This window comes from Flavobacterium gossypii, assembly GCF_014138495.1.
GTDB classification, from domain to species: domain Bacteria; phylum Bacteroidota; class Bacteroidia; order Flavobacteriales; family Flavobacteriaceae; genus Flavobacterium; species Flavobacterium endophyticum.
In genome coordinates this window covers 198,660-220,136 of record NZ_JACJIS010000003.1, presented here as the reverse complement: position 1 = coordinate 220,136, position 21,477 = coordinate 198,660, and the positions used below count along the sequence as shown (strand labels likewise).

Genomic DNA, 21,477 nt, shown 5'->3' with positions numbered 1-21,477 from the left:
CATTAAGAAATGGCTAGAGATTTAAAATACACAAGAAATATCGGAATTGCTGCTCATATTGATGCTGGTAAAACAACAACAACTGAGCGTATCCTTTTTTATACTGGAAAATCACATAAGATTGGTGAGGTGCACGATGGTGCTGCAACAATGGACTGGATGGCTCAAGAGCAAGAGAGAGGTATTACAATTACTTCTGCTGCTACAACTTGTGAGTGGAACTTTCCAACTGAACAAGGAAAAGCACTTCCAGAAAGCAAGCCTTATCACTTTAACATCATCGATACTCCTGGACACGTTGACTTTACCGTTGAGGTAAACCGTTCTTTGAGAGTATTAGATGGATTGGTTTTCTTGTTTAGTGCAGTTGATGGTGTTGAGCCTCAATCTGAGACTAACTGGAGACTTGCTGACCAATACAGAGTTCCTCGTATGGGATTCGTAAATAAAATGGACCGTCAAGGTTCAAACTTCTTAGGAGTTTGCCAACAGGTTCGTGATATGTTGAAATCAAACGCTGTGGCAATTACGTTGCCAATCGGTGATGAGATCGACTTTAAAGGTGTGGTTGACTTAGTGAAAAATCAAGCTATCGTATGGCATGATGAAACACAAGGTGCTACGTTTGATATCGTGCCTATCCCTGCGGATATGGTTGACGAAGTTAAACAATACCGTTCTATCTTGATCGAGGCAGTTGCTGATTATGATGAAAACCTTTTAGATAAGTATATGGAAGATGAATCTTCTATTACTGAAGAGGAAATCAACACAGCATTAAGAGCGGCTACAATTGACATGGCTATCATTCCTATGATTGCTGGTTCTTCTTTCAAAAACAAAGGAGTTCAGTTCATGTTAGACGCTGTATGTAAATATTTGCCTTCTCCGCTAGATAAAGAAGGTATCGAAGGAATTGATCCTGATGATGCTGATTTATTAGAAGAAGACCAAACTAAAATCTTGCGTAAGCCAGATGTAAAAGAGCCATTTGCTGCTCTTGCATTTAAGATTGCAACTGACCCATTCGTAGGTCGTTTGGCTTTCTTCCGTGCTTATTCTGGTCGTTTAGATGCAGGTTCTTATGTTTTGAACACTCGTTCTGGAAACAAAGAAAGAATTTCTCGTATCTACCAAATGCACGCTAACAAGCAAAATCCTATCGAGTACATTGAGGCTGGAGATATTGGAGCTGCTGTTGGATTTAAGGATATCAAAACTGGAGATACATTGTGTGATGAAAAACACCCAATCATTCTTGAGTCAATGAAATTCCCTGATCCGGTAATTGGTATCGCGATTGAGCCTAAGACTAAGGCTGACGTAGATAAAATGGGTATGGCTTTGGCTAAATTGGCTGAAGAAGATCCAACGTTTACAGTTAGAACAGATGAGGCTTCAGGTCAAACTATTATCTCAGGTATGGGTGAGCTTCACTTGGATATCTTGGTTGATAGAATGAAACGTGAGTTCAAAGTAGAGGTAAACCAAGGTGAGCCTCAAGTAGAATATAAAGAAGCGTTCACAAGATCAGCTCAACATAGAGAAACGTACAAAAAACAATCTGGAGGTCGTGGTAAATTCGGTGATATCGTATTTAGAATCGAGCCTGCTGATGAGGTTGACGGTAAAGTTCCAGTTGGATTGCAGTTTGTTAACGAAGTAAAAGGTGGTAACGTTCCTAAAGAATATATCCCGGCTGTTGAAAAAGGTTTCAGAGAAGCGATGAAGCAAGGTCCTCTAGCAGGATATGCAGTAGACAGCTTGAAAGTAACTTTATTAGACGGATCTTTCCATCCTGTGGATTCTGATGCTCTTTCTTTCGAATTAGCTGCGAAAATGGGTTACAAAGAGTCTGGAAAAGCTGCAGGTGCTGTTATCCTTGAGCCTATCATGAAAATTGAGGTTATTACTCCAGAAGAAAACATGGGTGATATCGTTGGCGACTTGAACCGTCGTAGAGGTCAAGTAAATGATATGGGTGACAGAAATGGTGCTAAAACTATCAAGGCTGATGTGCCATTATCAGAAATGTTCGGTTATGTTACAACATTAAGAACATTGTCATCAGGTAGAGCTACTTCAACAATGGAGTTTTCTCACTATGCTGAAACGCCTTCTAATATTTCAGAAGCGGTAATCAAAAAAGCAAAAGGTAACGCTTAATTCTAAAGAAAAATGAGTCAAAAAATCAGAATAAAACTAAAATCTTACGATCACAATTTGGTAGACAAGTCTGCTGAGAAGATTGTAAAAACTGTAAAAAGTACAGGTGCAGTGGTAACAGGACCAATTCCGTTGCCAACTCACAAAAAGATTTTTACTGTGTTGCGTTCTCCGCACGTTAACAAAAAATCAAGAGAGCAATTTGAAGTAATGTCATACAAAAGATTGTTAGACATTTATTCTTCTTCATCAAAAACAATCGACGCTCTAATGAAATTAGAGTTGCCAAGTGGAGTTGAAGTAGAGATCAAAGTATAAGTATCTCATTAAGAAAGTAACACATTATTTAGACGAAAAAATATTTTTAGGAATAACCGCAAATTATTTATACTTTTGCGCCTCCAAAAATAGAACGTCGTTTAAATAATGTGTTCTATATTTTGTATTTTAATAATTAATAATTAATATTTTATGTCTGGGTTAATTGGTAGAAAAATCGGCATGACTAGTATTTTCGATGAAAACGGGAAAAACATTCCTTGTACAGTAATCGAAGCTGGACCATGCGTTGTTACCCAAGTCAGAACCAAAGGTGTTGACGGGTATGAAGCGTTACAACTTGGTTTCGATGACAAAAACGAGAAACACTCCACTAAAGCTGACTTAGGTCACTTTAAAAAAGCTGGTACTGTTGCTAAGAAAAAAGTCGTTGAATTCAAGTTTGAAAACGAACACAAATTAGGTGATGTATTAACAGTTGATGTTTTTACAGAAGGCGAATTTGTAGATGTTCAAGGTGTATCTAAAGGTAAAGGTTTCCAAGGTGTTGTAAAACGTCACGGTTTTGGTGGTGTTGGACAGGCTACACATGGTCAGCACAACCGTTTAAGAGCGCCAGGATCTGTAGGAGCTTCTTCTTATCCTTCTAGAGTATTCAAAGGAATGCGTATGGCAGGAAGAATGGGAACTGATAATGTGACTGTTCAAAATTTAAGAGTTTTGAAAGTTGTTGCTGAGAAGAACCTACTTTTAGTAAAAGGATGTGTTCCAGGACACAATAACTCTTATGTAATCATTCAGAAGTAATGGAAGTAAAAGTTTTAAATTTCAACGGAAAAGAAACTGGCAGAACGATCACTCTTTCTGATTCAGTATTCGCAATTGAGCCAAATAATCACGCAGTATACCTTGATGTAAAGCAATATCTTGCTAACCAAAGACAAGGAACGCACAAAGCTAAAGAAAGAGCTGAAGTTGCGGGATCTACTCGTAAGATTAAAAAGCAAAAAGGAACAGGTACAGCTCGTGCTGGTAGTGCTAAGAACCCTTTGTTTAAAGGTGGAGGTACAGTTTTCGGCCCAAGACCAAGAAGTTATTCATTCAAATTGAATAAAAACTTGAAACGTTTGGCAAGAAAATCGGCTTTCTCAATCAAAGCAAAAGAGTCAAATATTATAGTATTAGAAGATTTCAATTTTGAAGTTCCAAACACTAAAAATTTCATTAACGTTTTGAAAGCTTTAGGGTTAGAGAATAAAAAATCTTTGTTTGTGTTGGGAGAGTCAAATAAAAATGTATATTTGTCCTCACGCAATTTAAAGGCATCTAGCGTTGTAACTAGTTCAGAATTAAGTACTTATGCTATTTTAAATGCAAATAATTTAGTGCTTTTAGAAGGGTCTTTAGAAGGAATTGAAGAAAATTTAAGCAAATAATAGGCCATGAGTATCATAATTAAACCTATAATTACAGAAAAAATTACCAAAGATGGTGAGGTTTTCAATCGCTTTGGATTCATTGTTGACAAAAGAGCAAACAAAATTCAAATTAAGAATGCTATCGAGGCAGCTTATGGAATTACAGTTGTTGAAGTGAACACAATGAACTACAGAGCTGATAGATCTACTAAATACACTAAAAGTGGTATTATCAATGGAAAGACAAATGCTTATAAAAAAGCAATTGTTCAAGTACAAGAAGGAGAAACGATAGATTTTTATAATAATATCTAATAAATAAGGCAGAAACATGTCAGTTAGAAAATTAAAACCTATTACCCCGGGTCAGCGTTTTAGAGTTGTTAATGGTTTTGACGCCATTACAACTGATAAGCCGGAGCGTTCATTGATCGCACCGATAAAAAACTCAGGAGGTAGAAATAGTCAAGGAAAGATGACCATGCGTTATACGGGTGGTGGTCACAAGCAGAGATATCGTATTATTGATTTCAAAAGAACAAAAGATGGAATTCCAGCTTCTGTGAAATCAATTGAATACGATCCAAATCGTACTGCATTCATCGCTTTGTTAGCTTATGCTGATGGAGAGAAAACTTATATTATCGCTCAAAACGGATTGCAAGTTGGTCAGAAAGTAGTTTCTGGTCCAGAAGCATCTCCAGAAATCGGTAATACATTGCCTTTGAGTAAAATTCCTTTGGGAACTGTTATCTCTTGTATTGAGTTGCGTCCAGGTCAAGGAGCTGTTATTGCTCGTTCTGCTGGAACTTTCGCTCAATTAATGGCAAGAGATGGAAAATATGCTACAATCAAAATGCCTTCAGGTGAGACAAGATTAATCTTGCTTACTTGTTCTGCTACAATTGGAGCTGTATCTAATTCTGATCATCAATTAGTAGTGTCTGGTAAAGCAGGTAGAACTAGATGGTTGGGTAGAAGACCTAGAACAAGACCAGTTGCGATGAACCCTGTTGATCACCCAATGGGTGGTGGAGAAGGACGTTCTTCAGGAGGACACCCACGTTCAAGAAACGGAGTTCCTGCTAAAGGTTACAGAACGCGTTCTAAGCAAAATCCGAGTAACAAGTATATCGTAGAACGTAGAAAGAAATAATAAGATATGGCACGTTCATTAAAAAAAGGACCTTTCGTTCACTATAAATTAGATAAGAAAGTTCAAGAAAATATTGAAAAAGGTAACAAAGGAGTTGTAAAGACTTGGTCTAGAGCTTCGATGATTACTCCAGATTTTGTTGGACAAACTATCGCAGTTCATAACGGTCGTCAGTTTGTACCGGTTTACGTAACAGAAAACATGGTAGGTCACAAATTAGGAGAATTTTCACCAACAAGATCTTTTAGAGGTCACGCTGGAGCAAAAAATAAAGGTAAAAAATAAGAAGCAATGGGAGTTCGTAAAAGAGAAAGAGCTGAAGGCATCAAAGAAGCTAATAAGCAAGTTGCCTTCGCAAAATTGAATAACTGCCCTACTTCACCTAGAAAAATGCGCTTAGTAGCAGATCTAGTAAGAGGTCAGAAAGTGGAAAGAGCTTTGAATATTTTAAGATTCAGCTCTAAAGAAGCTTCAAGAAAGTTAGAAAAACTTTTGTTATCTGCAATCAACAACTGGGAGCAGAAAAATGCAGAAGGTAACGTAGCTGAAGCAGGCTTGATTATTAAAGAGATCAGAGTAGATGGTGGAATGATGTTGAAAAGACTTCGTCCAGCTCCACAAGGTCGCGCACATAGAATTAGAAAACGTTCTAACCACGTAACTATCGTATTAGGACAATTAGATAACACACAAAGCAATTAATAAAGATGGGACAAAAGACAAATCCGATTGGAAACAGGCTTGGTATCATCAGAGGATGGGATTCAAACTGGTATGGTGGAAATGATTACGGTGACAAACTTGCCGAAGATCACAAAATCAGAAAGTACATCCACGCTCGTTTATCAAAAGCTAGTGTATCAAAAGTAATCATCGAGAGAACTTTGAAACTTGTAACCGTTACTATCACTACTGCTAGACCAGGTATCATTATCGGGAAAGGTGGCCAAGAGGTAGACAAGTTGAAAGAAGAACTTAAGAAAATTACTGACAAAGAGGTTCAAATCAACATCTTTGAAATTAAAAGACCAGAACTAGATGCTTACCTAGTAGGTACTAGCATTGCTCGTCAAATTGAAAGTCGTATTTCTTACAGAAGAGCAATTAAAATGGCTATCGCTGCCGCTATGCGTATGAACGCAGAAGGTGTGAAAGTTATGATTTCAGGTCGTTTGAACGGTGCTGAGATGGCACGTTCAGAAATGTTCAAAGAAGGAAGAATTCCTCTATCAACTTTCAGAGCTGACATTGATTACGCACTTGCTGAGGCTCACACTACTTACGGTAGAATGGGAATCAAAGTGTGGATCATGAAAGGTGAAGTTTACGGCAAACGTGATTTGTCTCCACTAGTTGGAATGGACAAAAAACAAGCTGGAAGCGGTAAAGGCGGAGATGCTCCTCGTGGCAAATCTGACAGAAACAGCAAACCAAACCCACGTAAAAGAAAGTAATTTTTAAATTAAAGAAAAATGTTACAGCCTAAAAGAACAAAATACCGCAAGGTACAGAAGGGTAAAATGAAAGGAAACTCTCAAAGAGGGCATGAACTTTCTAATGGAATGTTTGGTATTAAATCTGTTCATGAAACTGGAATGTTCCTAACTTCTCGTCAAATCGAGGCGGCACGTATCGCTGCAACTCGTTTTATGAAAAGAGAAGGTCAATTATGGATCAAAATATTTCCAGACAAACCAATCACAAAGAAGCCTCTTGAAGTACGTATGGGTAAAGGTAAAGGTGCAGTTGAATATTGGGCTGCAGTTGTTAAACCCGGAAGAATTATGTTTGAAGTTGGAGGAGTACCTTTGTCTGTTGCAAAAGAAGCTTTGCGTCTTGCAGCACAAAAACTTCCAGTAAAAACTAAGTTTGTCGTAGCTAGAGATTTCGAAGCATAATCAATTTTTATTATGAAACAATCAGAAATTAAAGATCTGTCTGCAGCTGAGTTACAAGAGAAACTTAGTCAGTTAAAAAAGACATATGCCGACCTAAAAAATGCTCACGCTATTTCTCCAATTGAAAATCCGCTTCAAATCAGAAGCCTAAGAAGATCAGTTGCAAGAATCGCTACAGAGTTAAGCAAAAGAGAGCTACAGTAATTGTATTCTGCTAAAAGATGGAAGAAAAAAGAAATTTAAGAAAAGAGAGAATCGGTGTTGTTACTAGCAACAAAATGGAGAAATCTATTGTTGTTTCTGAAACAAGAAGAGTAAAACACCCTTTATACGGTAAGTTCGTGTTGAAAACTAAAAAATACGTTGCACACGACGAAACAAACGACTGTAACATTGGAGATACTGTAAGAATTAGCGAAACGCGTCCTTTAAGTAAATCAAAATGTTGGAGATTAGTTGAAATCATTGAAAGAGCTAAATAATTATGGTACAACAAGAATCAAGACTAAAAGTAGCAGATAACACAGGAGCTAAAGAAGTTTTAACTATCCGTGTTTTAGGAGGTACCAAAAGAAGGTATGCCTCTGTTGGTGACAAGATTGTAGTATCTATCAAAGATGCAACTCCAAACGGAAACGTAAAAAAAGGAGCTGTTTCAACTGCAGTTGTTGTACGTACCAAAAAAGAAGTGAGAAGAGCCGATGGTTCTTATATCCGTTTCGATGACAATGCTTGTGTTCTTTTGAACGCTGCAGGTGAAATGAGAGGAACTCGTGTTTTTGGTCCAGTAGCAAGAGAGCTTCGTGAAAAACAATTCATGAAGATTGTATCATTAGCACCAGAAGTGCTTTAATTATTTACAAGATGATAAAGCTAAAAATCAAATCAGGAGATACAGTAAGAGTTATCGCAGGTGACCATAAAGGTTCTGAAGGTAAGGTTGTACGTGTAGATCGTGAAAAAAATAAAGCGATTGTTGAAGGTGTTAACATGGTTTCAAAACACACGAAACCAAGTGCGAAAAACCCTCAAGGTGGTATCGTTAAGAAAGAAGCTCCAATACATATTTCTAACCTATCTCTTATAGATCCTAAAACTAAGGAAGCTACAAGAACAGGTGTGAAAGTAGAAGGAGATAAGAAAGTAAGATTTTCAAAAAAATCTAATCAAGTATTATAGTGATGGCTTATATACCTAGACTAAAACAAGAATATAAGGACAGAGTGATCTCTGCACTTAAAGAAGAATTCGGTTACAAAAACGTAATGCAAGTTCCTAAATTGGAAAAAATCGTTTTGAGCCGTGGAGTTGGTGCCGCTGTATCTGATAAAAAACTTATCGATTATGCAGTTGAAGAGTTGACAAAAATTACAGGTCAAAAAGCAGTATCAACTATTTCTAAGAAAGACGTTGCGTCATTCAAATTGAGAAAAGGAATGCCAATTGGTGCAAAAGTTACTTTGCGTGGTGAAAGAATGTATGAGTTCTTAGACAGATTGATTACATCTTCATTGCCACGAGTAAGAGACTTTAGCGGAATCAAAGCTACTGGTTTTGACGGAAGAGGAAATTACAACCTTGGAGTTTTGGAGCAAATCATTTTCCCAGAAATTGATATTGACAAAGTAAACAAAATCTCAGGAATGGACATTACTTTCGTTACGACTGCAAAAACAGACAAAGAAGCGAAGTCATTATTAGCAGAATTAGGATTACCTTTTAAAAAGAATTAAGTTATGGCTAAAGAATCAATGAAAGCCCGTGAGGTAAAAAGAGAAAAAACGGTAGCAAAGTATGCTGAAAAAAGAAAAGCTTTATTAGAAGCTGGAGATTATGAAGGCCTACAAAAATTACCGAAAAATGCTTCTCCTGTTCGTTTGCACAACCGTTGCAAATTAACTGGAAGACCTAGAGGGTATATGCGTCAATTCGGTATTTCACGTGTAACTTTCCGTGAAATGGCTAATAATGGATTGATACCAGGAGTTAAAAAAGCCAGCTGGTAAAATCAAAAATTTTGTTTTCTCGACAGATAGTTGTAAGTTTGCCGGATTTTTGCCGCGAACCGGCAACTATCTGTTGATTAATTAGTAAGTTTTAATGGTTTCAGGTTCTACCGGAAAGTCCGGGACGAATACCAAAACCGCAATTTTAATTATATGTATACAGATCCTATTGCGGATTATTTGACAAGAGTTAGAAACGCTGTGGCTGCAAACCACAAAGTCGTTGAAATTCCTGCTTCTAATCTTAAAAAAGAAATCACAAAGATTTTATTTGATCAAGGTTATATCTTGAGCTACAAATTTGAAGACAACTCTGTTCAGGGTTCAATCAAAATTGCTTTGAAGTATGATAAAGATACTAAAGAGCCAGTAATCAAAGATATCCAAAGAATTAGTAAACCAGGTTTGCGTAAATATGCAGGTGCTTCTAACCTTCCAAGAATCCTTAACGGATTAGGAATTGCTATTGTTTCTACATCAAGAGGATTGATGACTGGAAAACAAGCTAAGCAATTGAACATTGGTGGTGAGGTAATTTGTTACGTATACTAATAAAACGACTTAACGATGTCAAGAATAGGTAAAAATCCAATTGTAGTTCCAGCTGGAGTAACTGTAGAAGTTGCAGAAGGAGTAATTACAGTAAAAGGAAAATTAGGTCAACTTACTCAGGAATATTCTGATGTTACTGTAAAAGTTGAAGATGGTCAAGTTCTAGTTGAAAGATCATCTGATCAAAAAGATCAAAGAGCAAAACACGGATTATACAGATCATTAATCAATAACATGATTATTGGTGTATCTGAAGGTTTTACAAAAGAATTAGAATTGGTTGGGGTAGGTTACAGAGCTTCTAACCAAGGACAAAAACTTGACTTGGCTCTTGGATTTTCTCATAACATCATTTTAGAAATCGCTCCTGAAGTTAAATTGGAGACAGTTTCTGAGAAAGGTAAAAATCCAATCGTAAAATTAACATCTTTCGATAAACAACTTGTAGGACAAGTGGCTGCGAAAATTAGAAATTTCCGTAAACCAGAACCTTACAAAGGAAAAGGAGTTAAGTTTGTTGGTGAAGTATTAAGAAGAAAAGCAGGTAAATCAGCTTAAAAATAAAAGATTATGTCATTAACAAAATCTGAAAGAAGACAGAGAATTAAATTCAGAATCAGAAAAATCGTAAGCGGTACTGCCGCAAAACCAAGACTTTCTGTATTCAGAAGTAACAAAGAAATCTATGCACAGCTCATAGACGATGTAAATGGTGTTACTTTATTGGCTGCTTCATCTAGAGAGAAAGAAGTAGGTACTAAAGGTACAAACGTTGAAGTTGCAGCATCAGTTGGAAAATTGGTAGCAGAAAAAGCGTTAAAAGCCGGAATTGAAACTGTTACCTTCGATAGAGGTGGGTATCTATATCACGGTCGTATTAAATCATTAGCAGAAGGCGCTAGAGCGGCTGGACTTAAATTCTAAGAAATTATGTATCATAAATACAAAAACGTAGAGTTAGTAAAACCAAGTGGACTTGAATTAAAGGATCGTTTGGTGAGTGTGAACCGTGTAACTAAAGTTACAAAAGGTGGTAGAGCTTTTGGTTTTTCTGCAATTGTAGTTGTAGGCGACGAGAATGGTGTAGTTGGACATGGTCTTGGAAAATCTAAAGATGTTTCTGAAGCTATTGCTAAAGCAGTAGAAGATGCAAAGAAAAATCTTGTGAAAATTCCATTGAGCAGCAAAACTGTTCCTCATGAACAAAAAGGTAAATTTGGTGGAGCACGTGTTTTCTTGATCCCTGCATCTCATGGTACAGGAGTTATCGCTGGTGGAGCTGTTCGTTCAGTTCTTGAATCAGTTGGAATTCACGACGTATTGTCAAAATCTCAAGGTTCTTCGAATCCTCACAACGTGGTAAAAGCAACTTTTGATGCTTTATTGCAAATGAGAAGCGCTTATACTGTTGCAAAACAAAGAGGTGTTTCTTTAGAGAAAGTTTTTAAAGGTTAATTCAAGGAAATTATGGCGAAATTATTAGTAAAACAAGTTAGAAGCAAAATCAATTGTCCTCTATCTCAGAAAAGAGGTCTTGAAGCTTTAGGTCTTCGTAAAATGGGACAAGTTGTGGAGCATGATTCAAATCCTGCTATCCTTGGGATGATAAACAAAGTAAAACACTTAGTTTCTGTTGAAGAAGCTAAATAACAAATTATAGTTATGAATTTAAGTAACTTACAGCCAGCTGAAGGCTCAACACACAATCAAAACAAAAGATTAGGTAGAGGAGAAGGTTCTGGAAAAGGTGGTACTTCTGCAAGAGGTCACAAAGGAGCTAAATCTCGTTCTGGTTATTCTAAAAAGATTGGTTTTGAAGGAGGTCAAATGCCACTTCAAAGACGTGTGCCTAAATTTGGTTTCAAAAACATCAATCGTAAAGAATACGAAGGTGTAAACCTTGATACGCTTCAAGCTTTGGTTGATAATGGAATTGTTACAGATAATACTGTTGATATGACAGTTTTCGTAGCTAACCGTTTGGCAACTAAAAACGAAATCGTAAAGATTTTGGGAAGAGGTGAATTGAAAGCTAAATTAAAGGTAACCGCTCATAAATTTACTGCTACTGCAAAAGCTGCAATCGAAGCTGCTGGTGGAGAAGCCGTAACTTTATAATTCTTATAATCAAGATGAAGAAATTTATAGAATCGTTAAGCAATGTTTGGAAGATTGAAGAACTAAAAAATAGAATTTTAGTTACTCTTGGTTTGTTATTGGTGTATCGTTTTGGTGCTCAGGTAACACTTCCAGGTATTGATGCGACTAAGTTAAATGGACTTACTGATCAAACAAAAGAAGGAATCGGATGGTTAATCGATGTATTTACAGGTGGTGCGTTTTCGCAAGCATCTGTATTTGCATTGGGTATCATGCCGTATATCTCTGCATCTATCGTAGTTCAATTGATGGGTATTGCTGTGCCTTACCTTCAAAAACTACAGAAAGATGGTGAAAGCGGAAGAAAGAAAATGAACCAAATCACGCGTTGGTTGACTATCGTTATTACTTTAGTTCAAGCTCCGGGTTATATTTTCAATCTTTACAGAACTTTGCCAGGAGAAGCTTTCCTTTCTAATGTGAACCCAGGATTGATCTCGCCTTTTGCGTTCCAGTTCTTATCTGTGGTAATACTTGTTTCAGGTACTATCTTCGCAATGTGGCTGGGTGAAAAAATTACTGATAAAGGAATTGGAAACGGTATATCGTTATTGATCATGGTAGGTATTATTGCGAGAATGCCACAAGCATTCATCCAAGAATTCTCTACTAGAGTAACAAACAATAACGGTGGTCCAATGCTATTGGTTTTCGAAGTAATAATTTGGTTGCTCGTCATCGTAGCTTGTGTTCTATTAGTAATGGCCGTTCGAAAGATTCCGGTGCAGTATGCTCGTCGTACCGCTTCTGGTGAATTCGAGCAAGGAGGAAACAGACAGTGGATTCCATTGAAGCTTAACGCTTCTGGAGTTATGCCAATCATTTTTGCTCAAGCAATTATGTTCATTCCTGCTGCTTTGGCTGGTCTATCTAGTTCAGAAACAGCTACTTCAGTGAGTACCGCTTTCCAGAATATCTTCGGATGGCAGTATAATCTGGTTTTTGCTCTGTTAATCATAGTTTTTACTTACTTTTACACCGCAATTACAGTACCTACAAATAAAATGGCAGATGATCTAAAAAGAAGTGGTGGTTTCATTCCTGGAATTAGACCGGGAGCAGAAACTTCTGAGTTTTTAGATAAAATCATGTCCTATATAACGTTCCCAGGTTCATTATTTCTTGCTTTAATAGCTGTGTTCCCAGCAATTGTTGTAAGTGTTTTGAGTGTTCAACCATCTTGGGCCTTGTTTTATGGAGGTACATCGTTATTGATTATGGTTGGAGTTGCAAGTGATACTATCCAGCAAATTAATTCTTATTTGTTGAACAAGCATTACGACGGTTTGATGAAAAGTGGTAAAAATAGAAAAGCAGTAGCTTAATTTTTATGGCAAAACAATCAGCAATAGAACAAGACGGATCCATCATCGAAGCATTATCAAATGCGATGTTCCGTGTAGAGTTAGAAAATGGACATATTGTAATTGCTCACATCTCTGGAAAAATGCGTATGCATTATATCAAGTTATTGCCTGGCGATAAAGTGAAACTAGAAATGAGTCCTTACGATCTGTCAAAAGCAAGAATTACTTATAGATACTAAAGCTATTAAAATGAAAGTAAGAGCATCAGTTAAAAAAAGAAGTGCCGAGTGCATTATCGTACGAAGAAAAGGAAGATTGTACGTTATTAATAAAAAGAATCCTAGATTTAAACAAAGACAAGGATAGTTATGGCAAGAATAGCAGGGGTAGATATACCTAAAAACAAAAGAGGAGTTATCGCTTTAACTTATATCTTCGGAATAGGAAAAAGCAGAGCTATTGAGATTTTAGAAAAAGCTCAAGTAAGCCAAGATACTAAAGTTCAAGATTGGAATGATGACGAAATCGGAGCTATCCGTGATGCCGTTTCATATTTCAAAATCGAAGGTGAATTGCGTTCAGAGATTTCATTAAACATCAAACGTTTGATGGATATCGGATGCTACAGAGGAATCCGTCACAGATCTGGTCTTCCATTAAGAGGACAAAGAACTAAGAACAACTCTAGAACAAGAAAAGGTAAAAGAAAAACTGTTGCTAACAAGAAAAAAGCAACTAAATAATAAGTAGTATGGCTAAGGCAAGTGCAAAAAAACGTAAAGTTATCGTTGAATCAACAGGCGAAGCTCATATTAGTGCAACTTTTAACAACATCATCATTTCTTTGACTAACAAAAAGGGTGAAGTTATTTCTTGGTCTTCAGCTGGTAAAATGGGCTTCAGAGGTTCTAAAAAGAATACTCCATATGCAGCTCAAATGGCAGCAGAAGATTGTAGCAAAGTAGCGTTAGAAGCTGGACTTAAAAAAGTGAAAGTTTATGTAAAAGGACCAGGAAACGGACGTGAGTCTGCTATCCGTTCACTACATAACGGTGGAATTGAAGTAACAGAAATCATTGACGTTACTCCAATGCCTCACAATGGATGTCGTCCTCCAAAAAGACGTAGAGTTTAATTATATTTAAGTATAACTAGGTAGATCATAGATTATCGGAGGATATGACCTGAATTCATAATCTCTACCTTAATTTAATTTTTAGAAATGGCAAGATATACTGGTCCAAAAACTAAAATTGCTCGTAAATTCGGCGAAGCAATCTTCGGAGATGACAAATCTTTCGAAAAAAGAAATTATCCACCTGGACAACACGGGATGGCTAAAAAAAGAGGTAAGAAATCTGAATATGCTGTCCAGTTGATGGAAAAGCAAAAAGCTAAATATTCTTACGGAATTTTAGAAAAACAATTCAGAAACTTATTCGAAAAAGCTTCTGCTACTAAAGGAGTAACAGGTGAGGTTCTTTTACAACTTTGTGAGGCTAGATTAGATAACGTAGTATTCAGAATGGGTATCGCTCCTTCTAGAAGAGCTGCACGTCAAATCGTTTCTCACAGACACATCACTGTTAACGGTGAAAATGTAAATATTCCTTCTTATCACCTAAAACCTGGAGATAAAGTAGCTGTTCGTGAAAAATCTAAATCTTTAGAAGCTATCGAGCGTTCATTATCTAATTCTAGTCACGTTTACGAGTGGATTACTTGGAACAATGACCTTAAAGAAGGTACTTTCGTTTCAGTTCCAGCGAGACTTCAAATTCCAGAAAATATCAAAGAACAGCTAATCGTAGAGTTGTATAACAAATAATAGACACTAGTCGAACATATGGCAATATTTAATTTTCAGAAGCCCGATAAAGTTATCATGATCGATTCAACCGATTTTGAAGGTAAGTTTGAATTCAGACCTTTAGAACCTGGCTATGGATTGACTGTTGGTAATGCACTTAGAAGAGTCTTGCTTTCCGCTTTAGAAGGATATGCAATTACATCTGTTCGTATCGAAGGTGTAGATCACGAGTTTTCTACAATTTCAGGAGTAGTTGAAGATGTTACAGAAATTATCCTTAATCTAAAACAAGTACGTTTCAAACGTCAGATTGAAGATATCGATAACGAGTCTGTTTCTATCTCAATTTCTGGCAAAGACCAGATTACTGCTGGAGATTTTCAAAAATTTATTTCTGGATTCCAAGTATTGAACCCAGAATTGGTTATCTGCAACTTAGATAGCAAAGTTAACTTGAATATGGAGTTAACTATTGAAAAAGGTAGAGGATACGTTCCTGCAGAAGAGAACAAGAAACAAAACGCTGCCATCGGTACTATCTTCACGGATTCTATCTTTACTCCGGTAAAGAACGTGAAATATGCAATCGAGAACTTCCGTGTTGAGCAAAAAACAGATTACGAGAAATTAGTTTTTGAAATCAAAACTGATGGATCAATCAATCCAAAAGATGCTCTTACAGAAGCTGCTAAAGTTTTGATACACCATTTCATGCTGTTCTCTGATGAAAGAATAACACTTGAAGCTGATGAAATCGCTCAGACAGAATCATATGACGAAGAGTCATTGCACATGAGACAATTGCTTAAAACTAAGCTTGTTGATATGGATTTGTCAGTGAGAGCATTAAATTGCTTGAAAGCGGCTGAAGTGGATACACTCGGAGATCTAGTATCTTTCAATAAGAATGACTTGATGAAGTTCCGTAATTTCGGTAAAAAATCATTGACTGAGCTTGATGAGCTTGTGGCTGTGAAAAACCTACATTTCGGAATGGATCTAGCAAAATACAAATTAGATAAAGAATAAATTACTTCATATTTTGCTCTCCAAAGAGGATTGAAGCAAGATGGAGTTAAAAAAAACACGTCATGAGACACGGAAAAAAATTCAACCACTTAAGCAGACAGACAGCGCATAGAAAAGCTATGTTGTCTAATATGGCTTGTTCTCTAATCGAGCACAAACGTATTAATACTACTGTTGCTAAAGCTAAAGCGCTTAAACAATTTGTTGAGCCTTTGATTACAAAATCAAAACAAGACACTACTCATAACAGACGTATTGTTTTTGCTTACCTTAGAAGCAAATATGCGGTAACTGATCTTTTCAGAGACGTAGCTGCTAAAGTTGGAGATCGTCCAGGTGGATACACACGTATCATCAAACTTGGAAATCGTCTAGGTGATAACGCTGATATGGCGATGATCGAGCTAGTTGATTTCAACGAACTTTACAACGGTGGTAAAAAAGAGGTTAAAAAAGCTAAAAGCCGTCGTGGTGGAAAAGCTAAAAAAGCAGAAGAAACTGCTGTTGAAGAAGCTCCAAAGGCTGAAGCTCCAGCTGCACCAGCTGCCGAAACTTCTACAGACGCTGCAGAATAATGAAGAAATTCATTTCATAAATAAAAAAAGGATAAGCTATTATAGTTTATCCTTTTTTTTTGCCCATTCCAATACTACTTGGGTATAAAACGAGACAGAAAAATTCTTGGAGAAATAAATTTTCAGAAACTCCAAATTTGAATTAAATTTGCAATCGCATTCCGCAACTACACAACACAACACTAAAAAATGAAATACACAACACGACAAAAAGCAATCCTCCTGCTAAGTGACGGAACAATTTTTTATGGAAAATCCATTGGAATAGAAGGAACTACGTTTGGCGAAGTCTGCTTCAATACCGGAATGACAGGCTATCAAGAAATCTTTACCGATCCGTCTTATTTCGGACAGATCATGGTGGCGACTAATGCGCACATCGGTAACTACGGTGTCAATGCCGAAGATATCGAGGCGGACCAGATCATGATTTCGGGTTTAGTGTGCAAAAACTTTTCATTCAGCCATTCCCGTGCAAATTCTTCCGGAAGCTTGGAGGACTATTTCAAAAAGCAAAACTTGGTTTGCATTTCTGATGTAGATACAAGAGCCTTGGTAAGCTATATCCGCGATAATGGAGCGATGAACGCTGTAATCTCTACCGACGGAAAATCTATTGATGAACTAAAAGCCTTATTGGCAAAAGTTCCAGACATGAAAGGGTTGGAATTAGCGTCAAAAGTTTCTACTAAAGAGCCTTACTTCGTCGGACAAGAAACGGCAACTTATAAAATTGCTGCCTTAGATCTGGGCATAAAGAAGAACATCTTGAGAAATCTCGCCAAAAGAGACTGTTATATAAAAGTGTTTCCTTTTAATGCAACCTACGAAGAGATGAAAGCGTTTAATCCAGATGGATTCTTCCTTTCCAATGGTCCTGGTGACCCAGACCCTCTTTATGGCGCTATTGATATTGCTAAGAAAATCTTGGCCAACGACGATCCTGTTTTCGGAATCTGCCTCGGACATCAAGTCTTGGCGCTAGCTAACGGAATCTCTACGTATAAGATGTTTAACGGGCATAGGGGAATAAACCATCCTGTGAAGAATGAGATTACCGGAAAAGGAGAAATCACGTCGCAAAACCACGGATTTGCCGTAAACCGCGAAGAACTAGAAAAACATCCAGACCTAGAAATCACGCACCTTCATATCAATGATGGCACGGTAGCCGGAATGCGCATGAAGAACAAAAACTGCTTTTCTGTACAATACCATCCAGAAGCAAGCCCTGGTCCGCATGATTCCTCTTATCTGTTTGACCAATTTATCGATAACATAAACAAAGCTGTTAAAGCTTAACTACTATAAAAAGACGCCGCAAGGCGTCTTTTTTTTGCTTGCTATAAATTGAATCTGTATTGCTTGACAGCCAACCAAAAAAAAGAGCCACTATACAGTGGCTCTTTCAATTTGTGGTACTTAGGATTATTATTGTTTCACCACCTTTATTGTTTTTGTCTGTCCTTGAGACGTCACTTTTACCAAGTACGATCCCGTAGGAAGTGCAGACATATCAATTTTTCCTTCGGTACTATTAATGACTTTTGAAGCTACATTTTGTCCTAATAAATTAAATACTTGGACATCAGAAATATCTTGGTCATACGATAAATTTAAAACACCGCTTACTGGGTTTGGATAGGCCCTAAAGTTCGTGCTGTCAAATGCAGGAGTGCTCAATGTCGGGCTCCAAGCTCCTATAGAAAACAGTTCTTCTTCGTCATTCGAATATTCCCATACTCTGATGTAGACTGTTTCTCCAGGAGTTCTTCCTGTCAAGTTGATTCTTGAATAGTTTCCAGACGAACCAGAATCATCATCACATTCCACCAATTCAAGAGCATCACAAGTACCAGAATAAACAGCTAGGCCAGAATCGAAAGAAGTATCACTAGAACCAGTAGGGTTTCCAGTTTGAATCGTAAGTTTTCCATCAGCAGGAATAACCACCTTATACCAAACATCACCACCGCTATAGCTAGCGCAATCCGGATCAGGAATAGAAGTTGTGGCTGCAGAATCTGTAGCTCCGATGATAGTTGAATTTACAGCTCCGCCTGCATACGTAGTAGCTGCAGTAAGCGTTATGGCATTGGCGCAATCGTCGTTGGCTGGAGGAGGAGGCAAAATGCCTACACAGATATCAAAAGTAGTCGATCCGATAATATCTTCACCATAACTAAATACTCTTACATAATACGTAGTGCCAACAACCAATCCAGAAATAATACTTGAATCCGGGTCGCTAACGTTTAAGCTTTCCAACTGTCCGCCGCACATTCCTTGCAGCACCTCATGAACAAGATCAGACGGATCGCCGTCTACATCTAATAAGCTAATTTTATGAGAAGTAGCTGTTGCTACAAAAGTATACCAAACGTCGTCATCTGGAGTCCCAGAACCATTATCTCCCTCTCCAGAGTCTGTTGCTCCAGCTATCGTACCTGCTGTTTTTGCAGTGCAAGACCCATCTGTGTTAACTGTAAGCGCTACAGCAGCAGTACAATCATCATTTGCTGGAGCTGCAGGCTGTGATCCTATACAGATATCAAATGTAGTTGATTCCGGAATATCATCGTAATAGCTATATACCCTTACGTAATATGTCGCGCCTACAGTTAATCCTGTCGCAAAGCTAGATTCAGAAGTGCTGTTATCTAAGCTTATTAACGATGTGCAGGTTCCATCCATTAACTCATGTACGAGATAAGTTATGTCGCCTTCTACGTTAAGTATACTGATTTTATGAGAAGTTGCTGTTGCTACAAAGCTATACCATACGTCATCATCTGCCTCGCCGTTTTCTGTTTCTACTCCAGAATCTGTAGCGCTGGCTAATGTACCTGCTGTTGTTGCTGTGCAAGACAAATCAGGATTTACGGTAAGTACTACCGCGCCTGTACATTCGTCATTTACCGGAGCTGGAGGCAAGGTACCGATACAGATATCAAAAGTTGTCGATTCAGGAGCATTTGTGCCATAACTGAATACCCTTACATAATAGGTCGTGCCGATAGTAAGTCCAGAGGCTGTGCTTATATCATCATCGCTGCTATTTAAGATTGTCAATGCAGTACAATTTCCATCCATCACTTCATGTACCAGATCTGTTTGGTCTCCATTTGAATTCAGTAAGCTGATTTTGTGAGTCGTAGAAGTTGCTACAAAGCTAAACCAAACGTCATCATCAGCTGTTCCAGTGTCAGCACCAATACCAGAATTGGTAGCGCTAACTAATGTTCCGGCAGTTTTTGATGTACACAATAAATCAGAATTAACCGTTAGTGCCACTGCGCCCGCACATTCGTCATTTGCAGGAGCCGTAGGAGGAATTCCGATACAGATATCAAAAGTAGTTGATTCTGCTCCGCTATCTCCATAAGTGAATACTCTAAGGTAGTAGGTAGTGCCTATAGTCAGCCCAGTAATTAAGCTCGAATCGCTATCGCTTGCCTGTAGGCTCAATAACTGTCCGCCGCAAGACCCTTCCAATACTTCATGTACAAGATCCGTTTCATCACCTTCTACATTTAGTAGTTTTATCCTGTGTGAAGTTGCTGTAGCAGTAAAAGTAAACCATACATCATCATCGGCTGTTCCAACACCGCTAACCACTTCTCCTGAATCTGTTGCGCTTACTACAGTTCCAGATGTTCTTAAAGTACAAGAATTGTTAGTATTTACGGCAACCGAAATAGCGCCCGTACAATCGTCGTTAGCCGGAGCTGCAGGTGGAACACCTACGCAGATATTAAAAGTTGTCGATTCTGGAACTGTATCGCTGTAACTAAAAACGCGAATATAATAGGTAGTACCTACAGTCAGTCCCGTAGCAAGGCTTGAATCGTTATCATTTGAAGTCAAGGTAACCAACGATCCGCAGGCGCCATCCATTACTTCATGAACAAGATCTGTCAAATCACCTTCTGCATCTAATATTTTGATTCTATGCGAAGTTGCTGTAGCTACAAAGCTATACCATACATCATCATCCGCACTTCCCGTGGCTGTCGTAATTCCAGAATCTGTAGCGCCTGCTAAGATTCCTCCCGTTCTAGAAGAGCAAGACGCATCCGTATTTACAGTAAGAGCGATGGCATCGGTACATTCATCATTAGTTAACGTCGGCAATGTGGTGATGCAGATGTTAAAAGTAGTTGCAGCAGGATCAGATCCGTAGCTGAATACTCTTATGTAATACGTAGTGCCTACGGTCAATCCAGAAATAAGGCTTGTGTCGTTGTCGCTTGAGCTTAAGACTGCCAAGGTTCCACAAGTTCCGCCCAGAACTTCATGTACTAAGTCAGTAGTGTCGCCTTCTACATCTTTCAAGCTGATTCTGTGGGAAGCCGCTGTTGCTACAAAGCTATACCAAACGTCATCGTCTGCAGTTCCGGTCTCGGTTTCTATTCCAGAATCAGTAGCGCCAACCAAAACACCGCTGCCCATTGAAGAACAAGTTAGGTTTGGATTTGCGGTTAAAGCAATGGCTGTAGCACAATTGTCATTGGTAAGAGCTGGCAGCGTGCTGACACAGATGTCAAAAGTTGTAGATGCAGGATCGTCATAATAGCTATAGACCCTTACATAATAGGTTGTGCCAACAGTAAGTCCAGAAACAATACTAGAATCTAGATCTGCAGAGCTTAAGATAGTCAAGGATCCGCAAGTACCGCCCATCACTTCATGAGCAAGATCAGTTTCGTCGCCTTCTACATTCGATAGGCTAATTTTGTGAGCTGTGGCCGTTGCCACGAAAGAGTACCAGACATCATCGTCTGCATCTCCAGTATCCGCTTCGAATCCAGAATCGGTTGCTCCAGATAATGTTCCAGAAGTTCCTCCCGTACAATTAAGACCAGGATTTACGCTTAGTGAAACTGCATTTGCGCAGTTGTCATTGCTAGGCGCTTGCGCATACGTCTGCCAATAAAAAGCAAATAAGGCAAATAAAAATAGTTGTTTTTTCATATTAGTTAGTTGTTTGATTAACAAGAATCTAATATGTGCATTTTATGAGCGAAATACAATTGCGATTTAGAATTCGATAGGTTTGATTTAGAATTCGTAAAAATAAGAAAGAACGTACAAGGCAATTTATAAGCCCTTTTTGCAAGC

The 21,477-nt window shown here is 38.0% G+C and carries 32 protein-coding genes; 31 read left to right on the top strand and 1 reads right to left on the bottom strand.

Going from position 1 to position 21,477, the window contains the following annotated elements:
* Window positions 1–9 precede the first annotated feature (9 nt).
* The 31 genes from fusA (at window position 10) to carA (ending at window position 17,658) form a co-directional block, all read left to right on the top strand.
* On the top strand, window positions 10–2,166 hold the full coding sequence (fusA, locus tag GGR22_RS14055; protein ID WP_121376830.1) for an elongation factor G: 2,157 nt from the start codon (window positions 10–12) through the stop codon (window positions 2,164–2,166).
* A 12-nt stretch (window positions 2,167–2,178) separates the two neighbouring features.
* Window positions 2,179–2,484 carry a 30S ribosomal protein S10 gene (gene rpsJ, locus GGR22_RS14050; RefSeq protein WP_056068841.1) on the top strand — a complete coding sequence of 102 codons (306 nt, stop codon included), beginning with the start codon at window positions 2,179–2,181 and terminating at the stop codon, window positions 2,482–2,484.
* 153 nt (window positions 2,485–2,637) lie between these two features.
* The gene (gene rplC, locus GGR22_RS14045; protein ID WP_121376829.1) at window positions 2,638–3,252 is read left to right on the top strand and encodes a 50S ribosomal protein L3; all 615 of its coding nucleotides are present in this window, start codon (window positions 2,638–2,640) and stop codon (window positions 3,250–3,252) included.
* Window positions 3,252–3,881: a 50S ribosomal protein L4 gene (rplD, locus tag GGR22_RS14040; protein ID WP_121376828.1), complete on the top strand. Its 630-nt coding sequence runs from the start codon at window positions 3,252–3,254 to the stop codon at window positions 3,879–3,881. The genes rplC and rplD overlap by 1 nt, the downstream gene beginning before the upstream one ends.
* Window positions 3,882–3,887: 6 nt before the next feature.
* Entirely contained in the window at window positions 3,888–4,178 is a 291-nt protein-coding gene (gene rplW, locus GGR22_RS14035; protein WP_121376827.1) for a 50S ribosomal protein L23, read from the top strand.
* Window positions 4,179–4,194: 16 nt separating this feature from the next.
* On the top strand, window positions 4,195–5,019 hold the full coding sequence (gene rplB, locus GGR22_RS14030) for a 50S ribosomal protein L2 (RefSeq protein ID WP_121376826.1): 825 nt from the start codon (window positions 4,195–4,197) through the stop codon (window positions 5,017–5,019).
* 6 nt (window positions 5,020–5,025) lie between these two features.
* On the top strand, window positions 5,026–5,304 hold the full coding sequence (gene rpsS, locus GGR22_RS14025; RefSeq protein ID WP_014085019.1) for a 30S ribosomal protein S19: 279 nt from the start codon (window positions 5,026–5,028) through the stop codon (window positions 5,302–5,304).
* Between the two features lie 6 nt (window positions 5,305–5,310).
* Window positions 5,311–5,721 (top strand): 50S ribosomal protein L22, encoded by a 411-nt coding sequence (gene rplV / locus GGR22_RS14020; protein WP_121376825.1) that lies wholly within the window; start codon window positions 5,311–5,313, stop codon window positions 5,719–5,721.
* 5 nt (window positions 5,722–5,726) lie between these two features.
* Window positions 5,727–6,473: a 30S ribosomal protein S3 gene (gene rpsC, locus GGR22_RS14015; protein WP_121376824.1), complete on the top strand. Its 747-nt coding sequence runs from the start codon at window positions 5,727–5,729 to the stop codon at window positions 6,471–6,473.
* A gap of 18 nt (window positions 6,474–6,491) precedes the next feature.
* Window positions 6,492–6,917 (top strand): 50S ribosomal protein L16, encoded by a 426-nt coding sequence (gene rplP / locus GGR22_RS14010; RefSeq protein ID WP_121376823.1) that lies wholly within the window; start codon window positions 6,492–6,494, stop codon window positions 6,915–6,917.
* A 12-nt stretch (window positions 6,918–6,929) separates the two neighbouring features.
* Window positions 6,930–7,121 carry a 50S ribosomal protein L29 gene (gene rpmC / locus GGR22_RS14005; protein ID WP_121376822.1) on the top strand — a complete coding sequence of 64 codons (192 nt, stop codon included), beginning with the start codon at window positions 6,930–6,932 and terminating at the stop codon, window positions 7,119–7,121.
* A 17-nt stretch (window positions 7,122–7,138) separates the two neighbouring features.
* Window positions 7,139–7,399, top strand: coding sequence for a 30S ribosomal protein S17 (gene rpsQ, locus GGR22_RS14000; protein WP_121376821.1), 261 nt, complete (start codon window positions 7,139–7,141; stop codon window positions 7,397–7,399).
* Between the two features lie 2 nt (window positions 7,400–7,401).
* Window positions 7,402–7,770 carry a 50S ribosomal protein L14 gene (gene rplN / locus GGR22_RS13995; protein ID WP_007803649.1) on the top strand — a complete coding sequence of 123 codons (369 nt, stop codon included), beginning with the start codon at window positions 7,402–7,404 and terminating at the stop codon, window positions 7,768–7,770.
* Between the two features lie 11 nt (window positions 7,771–7,781).
* The gene (gene rplX / locus GGR22_RS13990) at window positions 7,782–8,096 is read left to right on the top strand and encodes a 50S ribosomal protein L24 (RefSeq protein ID WP_121376820.1); all 315 of its coding nucleotides are present in this window, start codon (window positions 7,782–7,784) and stop codon (window positions 8,094–8,096) included.
* A gap of 2 nt (window positions 8,097–8,098) precedes the next feature.
* The gene (gene rplE, locus GGR22_RS13985) at window positions 8,099–8,650 is read left to right on the top strand and encodes a 50S ribosomal protein L5 (protein WP_121376819.1); all 552 of its coding nucleotides are present in this window, start codon (window positions 8,099–8,101) and stop codon (window positions 8,648–8,650) included.
* A gap of 3 nt (window positions 8,651–8,653) precedes the next feature.
* On the top strand, window positions 8,654–8,923 hold the full coding sequence (rpsN, locus tag GGR22_RS13980; protein ID WP_035637316.1) for a 30S ribosomal protein S14: 270 nt from the start codon (window positions 8,654–8,656) through the stop codon (window positions 8,921–8,923).
* A 153-nt stretch (window positions 8,924–9,076) separates the two neighbouring features.
* The gene (rpsH, locus tag GGR22_RS13975) at window positions 9,077–9,475 is read left to right on the top strand and encodes a 30S ribosomal protein S8 (RefSeq protein WP_121376818.1); all 399 of its coding nucleotides are present in this window, start codon (window positions 9,077–9,079) and stop codon (window positions 9,473–9,475) included.
* Window positions 9,476–9,490: 15 nt separating this feature from the next.
* Window positions 9,491–10,033, top strand: coding sequence for a 50S ribosomal protein L6 (gene rplF / locus GGR22_RS13970; protein WP_121376817.1), 543 nt, complete (start codon window positions 9,491–9,493; stop codon window positions 10,031–10,033).
* Window positions 10,034–10,045: 12 nt separating this feature from the next.
* Window positions 10,046–10,399: a 50S ribosomal protein L18 gene (gene rplR / locus GGR22_RS13965; RefSeq protein WP_121376816.1), complete on the top strand. Its 354-nt coding sequence runs from the start codon at window positions 10,046–10,048 to the stop codon at window positions 10,397–10,399.
* A gap of 6 nt (window positions 10,400–10,405) precedes the next feature.
* Window positions 10,406–10,930, top strand: coding sequence for a 30S ribosomal protein S5 (gene rpsE / locus GGR22_RS13960; RefSeq protein WP_121376815.1), 525 nt, complete (start codon window positions 10,406–10,408; stop codon window positions 10,928–10,930).
* 12 nt (window positions 10,931–10,942) lie between these two features.
* Window positions 10,943–11,125 (top strand): 50S ribosomal protein L30, encoded by a 183-nt coding sequence (gene rpmD, locus GGR22_RS13955; RefSeq protein ID WP_017495010.1) that lies wholly within the window; start codon window positions 10,943–10,945, stop codon window positions 11,123–11,125.
* Between the two features lie 12 nt (window positions 11,126–11,137).
* Window positions 11,138–11,593, top strand: a complete 456-nt coding sequence (gene rplO, locus GGR22_RS13950; protein ID WP_056068809.1) for a 50S ribosomal protein L15 — start codon at window positions 11,138–11,140, stop codon at window positions 11,591–11,593.
* A gap of 14 nt (window positions 11,594–11,607) precedes the next feature.
* A complete protein-coding gene (gene secY, locus GGR22_RS13945; protein WP_121376814.1) occupies window positions 11,608–12,960 on the top strand; it encodes a preprotein translocase subunit SecY in 1,353 nt (450 codons plus the stop codon).
* A 5-nt stretch (window positions 12,961–12,965) separates the two neighbouring features.
* Entirely contained in the window at window positions 12,966–13,181 is a 216-nt protein-coding gene (gene infA / locus GGR22_RS13940; protein ID WP_007136545.1) for a translation initiation factor IF-1, read from the top strand.
* Window positions 13,182–13,191: 10 nt separating this feature from the next.
* Window positions 13,192–13,308 (top strand): type B 50S ribosomal protein L36, encoded by a 117-nt coding sequence (gene ykgO, locus GGR22_RS13935; protein ID WP_002987490.1) that lies wholly within the window; start codon window positions 13,192–13,194, stop codon window positions 13,306–13,308.
* 2 nt (window positions 13,309–13,310) lie between these two features.
* Window positions 13,311–13,685, top strand: a complete 375-nt coding sequence (rpsM, locus tag GGR22_RS13930; RefSeq protein ID WP_121376813.1) for a 30S ribosomal protein S13 — start codon at window positions 13,311–13,313, stop codon at window positions 13,683–13,685.
* 8 nt (window positions 13,686–13,693) lie between these two features.
* Complete coding sequence (rpsK, locus tag GGR22_RS13925; protein WP_027310821.1) at window positions 13,694–14,077, top strand: 30S ribosomal protein S11; 384 nt, start codon at window positions 13,694–13,696, stop codon at window positions 14,075–14,077.
* Window positions 14,078–14,164: 87 nt separating this feature from the next.
* Entirely contained in the window at window positions 14,165–14,770 is a 606-nt protein-coding gene (gene rpsD, locus GGR22_RS13920; RefSeq protein ID WP_121376812.1) for a 30S ribosomal protein S4, read from the top strand.
* Window positions 14,771–14,788: 18 nt separating this feature from the next.
* Window positions 14,789–15,781: a DNA-directed RNA polymerase subunit alpha gene (locus tag GGR22_RS13915; RefSeq protein ID WP_121376811.1), complete on the top strand. Its 993-nt coding sequence runs from the start codon at window positions 14,789–14,791 to the stop codon at window positions 15,779–15,781.
* Window positions 15,782–15,843: 62 nt separating this feature from the next.
* Window positions 15,844–16,356: a 50S ribosomal protein L17 gene (gene rplQ, locus GGR22_RS13910; RefSeq protein ID WP_121376810.1), complete on the top strand. Its 513-nt coding sequence runs from the start codon at window positions 15,844–15,846 to the stop codon at window positions 16,354–16,356.
* A gap of 189 nt (window positions 16,357–16,545) precedes the next feature.
* Entirely contained in the window at window positions 16,546–17,658 is a 1,113-nt protein-coding gene (gene carA, locus GGR22_RS13905) for a glutamine-hydrolyzing carbamoyl-phosphate synthase small subunit (RefSeq protein ID WP_182494167.1), read from the top strand.
* A gap of 129 nt (window positions 17,659–17,787) precedes the next feature.
* On the opposite strand, the gene GGR22_RS13900 is transcribed toward carA, so the two are convergent.
* Window positions 17,788–21,330 (bottom strand): T9SS type A sorting domain-containing protein, encoded by a 3,543-nt coding sequence (locus GGR22_RS13900; protein WP_182494166.1) that lies wholly within the window; start codon window positions 21,328–21,330, stop codon window positions 17,788–17,790.
* Window positions 21,331–21,477: the final 147 nt, after the last annotated feature.

What these genes read in the sequence shown, in the direction of transcription:
- carA (WP_182494167.1), top strand. Translation starts at nt 16,546, where the DNA reads ATGAAATACACAACACGACAAAAAGCAATCCTCCTGCTAAGTGACGGA.
- rpsS (WP_014085019.1), top strand. Translation starts at nt 5,026, where the DNA reads ATGGCACGTTCATTAAAAAAAGGACCTTTCGTTCACTATAAATTAGAT.
- fusA (WP_121376830.1), top strand. Translation starts at nt 10, where the DNA reads ATGGCTAGAGATTTAAAATACACAAGAAATATCGGAATTGCTGCTCAT.
- rpsC (WP_121376824.1), top strand. Translation starts at nt 5,727, where the DNA reads ATGGGACAAAAGACAAATCCGATTGGAAACAGGCTTGGTATCATCAGA.
- rpsH (WP_121376818.1), top strand. Translation starts at nt 9,077, where the DNA reads ATGTATACAGATCCTATTGCGGATTATTTGACAAGAGTTAGAAACGCT.
- rpsK (WP_027310821.1), top strand. Translation starts at nt 13,694, where the DNA reads ATGGCTAAGGCAAGTGCAAAAAAACGTAAAGTTATCGTTGAATCAACA.
- rplF (WP_121376817.1), top strand. Translation starts at nt 9,491, where the DNA reads ATGTCAAGAATAGGTAAAAATCCAATTGTAGTTCCAGCTGGAGTAACT.
- GGR22_RS13900 (WP_182494166.1), bottom strand. Translation starts at nt 21,330, where the DNA reads ATGAAAAAACAACTATTTTTATTTGCCTTATTTGCTTTTTATTGGCAG.
- rplR (WP_121376816.1), top strand. Translation starts at nt 10,046, where the DNA reads ATGTCATTAACAAAATCTGAAAGAAGACAGAGAATTAAATTCAGAATC.
- rplV (WP_121376825.1), top strand. Translation starts at nt 5,311, where the DNA reads ATGGGAGTTCGTAAAAGAGAAAGAGCTGAAGGCATCAAAGAAGCTAAT.
- GGR22_RS13915 (WP_121376811.1), top strand. Translation starts at nt 14,789, where the DNA reads ATGGCAATATTTAATTTTCAGAAGCCCGATAAAGTTATCATGATCGAT.
- rplX (WP_121376820.1), top strand. Translation starts at nt 7,782, where the DNA reads ATGATAAAGCTAAAAATCAAATCAGGAGATACAGTAAGAGTTATCGCA.
- rpsD (WP_121376812.1), top strand. Translation starts at nt 14,165, where the DNA reads ATGGCAAGATATACTGGTCCAAAAACTAAAATTGCTCGTAAATTCGGC.
- secY (WP_121376814.1), top strand. Translation starts at nt 11,608, where the DNA reads ATGAAGAAATTTATAGAATCGTTAAGCAATGTTTGGAAGATTGAAGAA.
- rplQ (WP_121376810.1), top strand. Translation starts at nt 15,844, where the DNA reads ATGAGACACGGAAAAAAATTCAACCACTTAAGCAGACAGACAGCGCAT.
- infA (WP_007136545.1), top strand. Translation starts at nt 12,966, where the DNA reads ATGGCAAAACAATCAGCAATAGAACAAGACGGATCCATCATCGAAGCA.
- rpmD (WP_017495010.1), top strand. Translation starts at nt 10,943, where the DNA reads ATGGCGAAATTATTAGTAAAACAAGTTAGAAGCAAAATCAATTGTCCT.
- rplN (WP_007803649.1), top strand. Translation starts at nt 7,402, where the DNA reads ATGGTACAACAAGAATCAAGACTAAAAGTAGCAGATAACACAGGAGCT.
- rpmC (WP_121376822.1), top strand. Translation starts at nt 6,930, where the DNA reads ATGAAACAATCAGAAATTAAAGATCTGTCTGCAGCTGAGTTACAAGAG.
- rplO (WP_056068809.1), top strand. Translation starts at nt 11,138, where the DNA reads ATGAATTTAAGTAACTTACAGCCAGCTGAAGGCTCAACACACAATCAA.
- rplP (WP_121376823.1), top strand. Translation starts at nt 6,492, where the DNA reads ATGTTACAGCCTAAAAGAACAAAATACCGCAAGGTACAGAAGGGTAAA.
- ykgO (WP_002987490.1), top strand. Translation starts at nt 13,192, where the DNA reads ATGAAAGTAAGAGCATCAGTTAAAAAAAGAAGTGCCGAGTGCATTATC.
- rplD (WP_121376828.1), top strand. Translation starts at nt 3,252, where the DNA reads ATGGAAGTAAAAGTTTTAAATTTCAACGGAAAAGAAACTGGCAGAACG.
- rplE (WP_121376819.1), top strand. Translation starts at nt 8,099, where the DNA reads ATGGCTTATATACCTAGACTAAAACAAGAATATAAGGACAGAGTGATC.
- rpsQ (WP_121376821.1), top strand. Translation starts at nt 7,139, where the DNA reads ATGGAAGAAAAAAGAAATTTAAGAAAAGAGAGAATCGGTGTTGTTACT.
- rpsN (WP_035637316.1), top strand. Translation starts at nt 8,654, where the DNA reads ATGGCTAAAGAATCAATGAAAGCCCGTGAGGTAAAAAGAGAAAAAACG.
- rplC (WP_121376829.1), top strand. Translation starts at nt 2,638, where the DNA reads ATGTCTGGGTTAATTGGTAGAAAAATCGGCATGACTAGTATTTTCGAT.
- rpsJ (WP_056068841.1), top strand. Translation starts at nt 2,179, where the DNA reads ATGAGTCAAAAAATCAGAATAAAACTAAAATCTTACGATCACAATTTG.
- rplW (WP_121376827.1), top strand. Translation starts at nt 3,888, where the DNA reads ATGAGTATCATAATTAAACCTATAATTACAGAAAAAATTACCAAAGAT.
- rplB (WP_121376826.1), top strand. Translation starts at nt 4,195, where the DNA reads ATGTCAGTTAGAAAATTAAAACCTATTACCCCGGGTCAGCGTTTTAGA.
- rpsM (WP_121376813.1), top strand. Translation starts at nt 13,311, where the DNA reads ATGGCAAGAATAGCAGGGGTAGATATACCTAAAAACAAAAGAGGAGTT.
- rpsE (WP_121376815.1), top strand. Translation starts at nt 10,406, where the DNA reads ATGTATCATAAATACAAAAACGTAGAGTTAGTAAAACCAAGTGGACTT.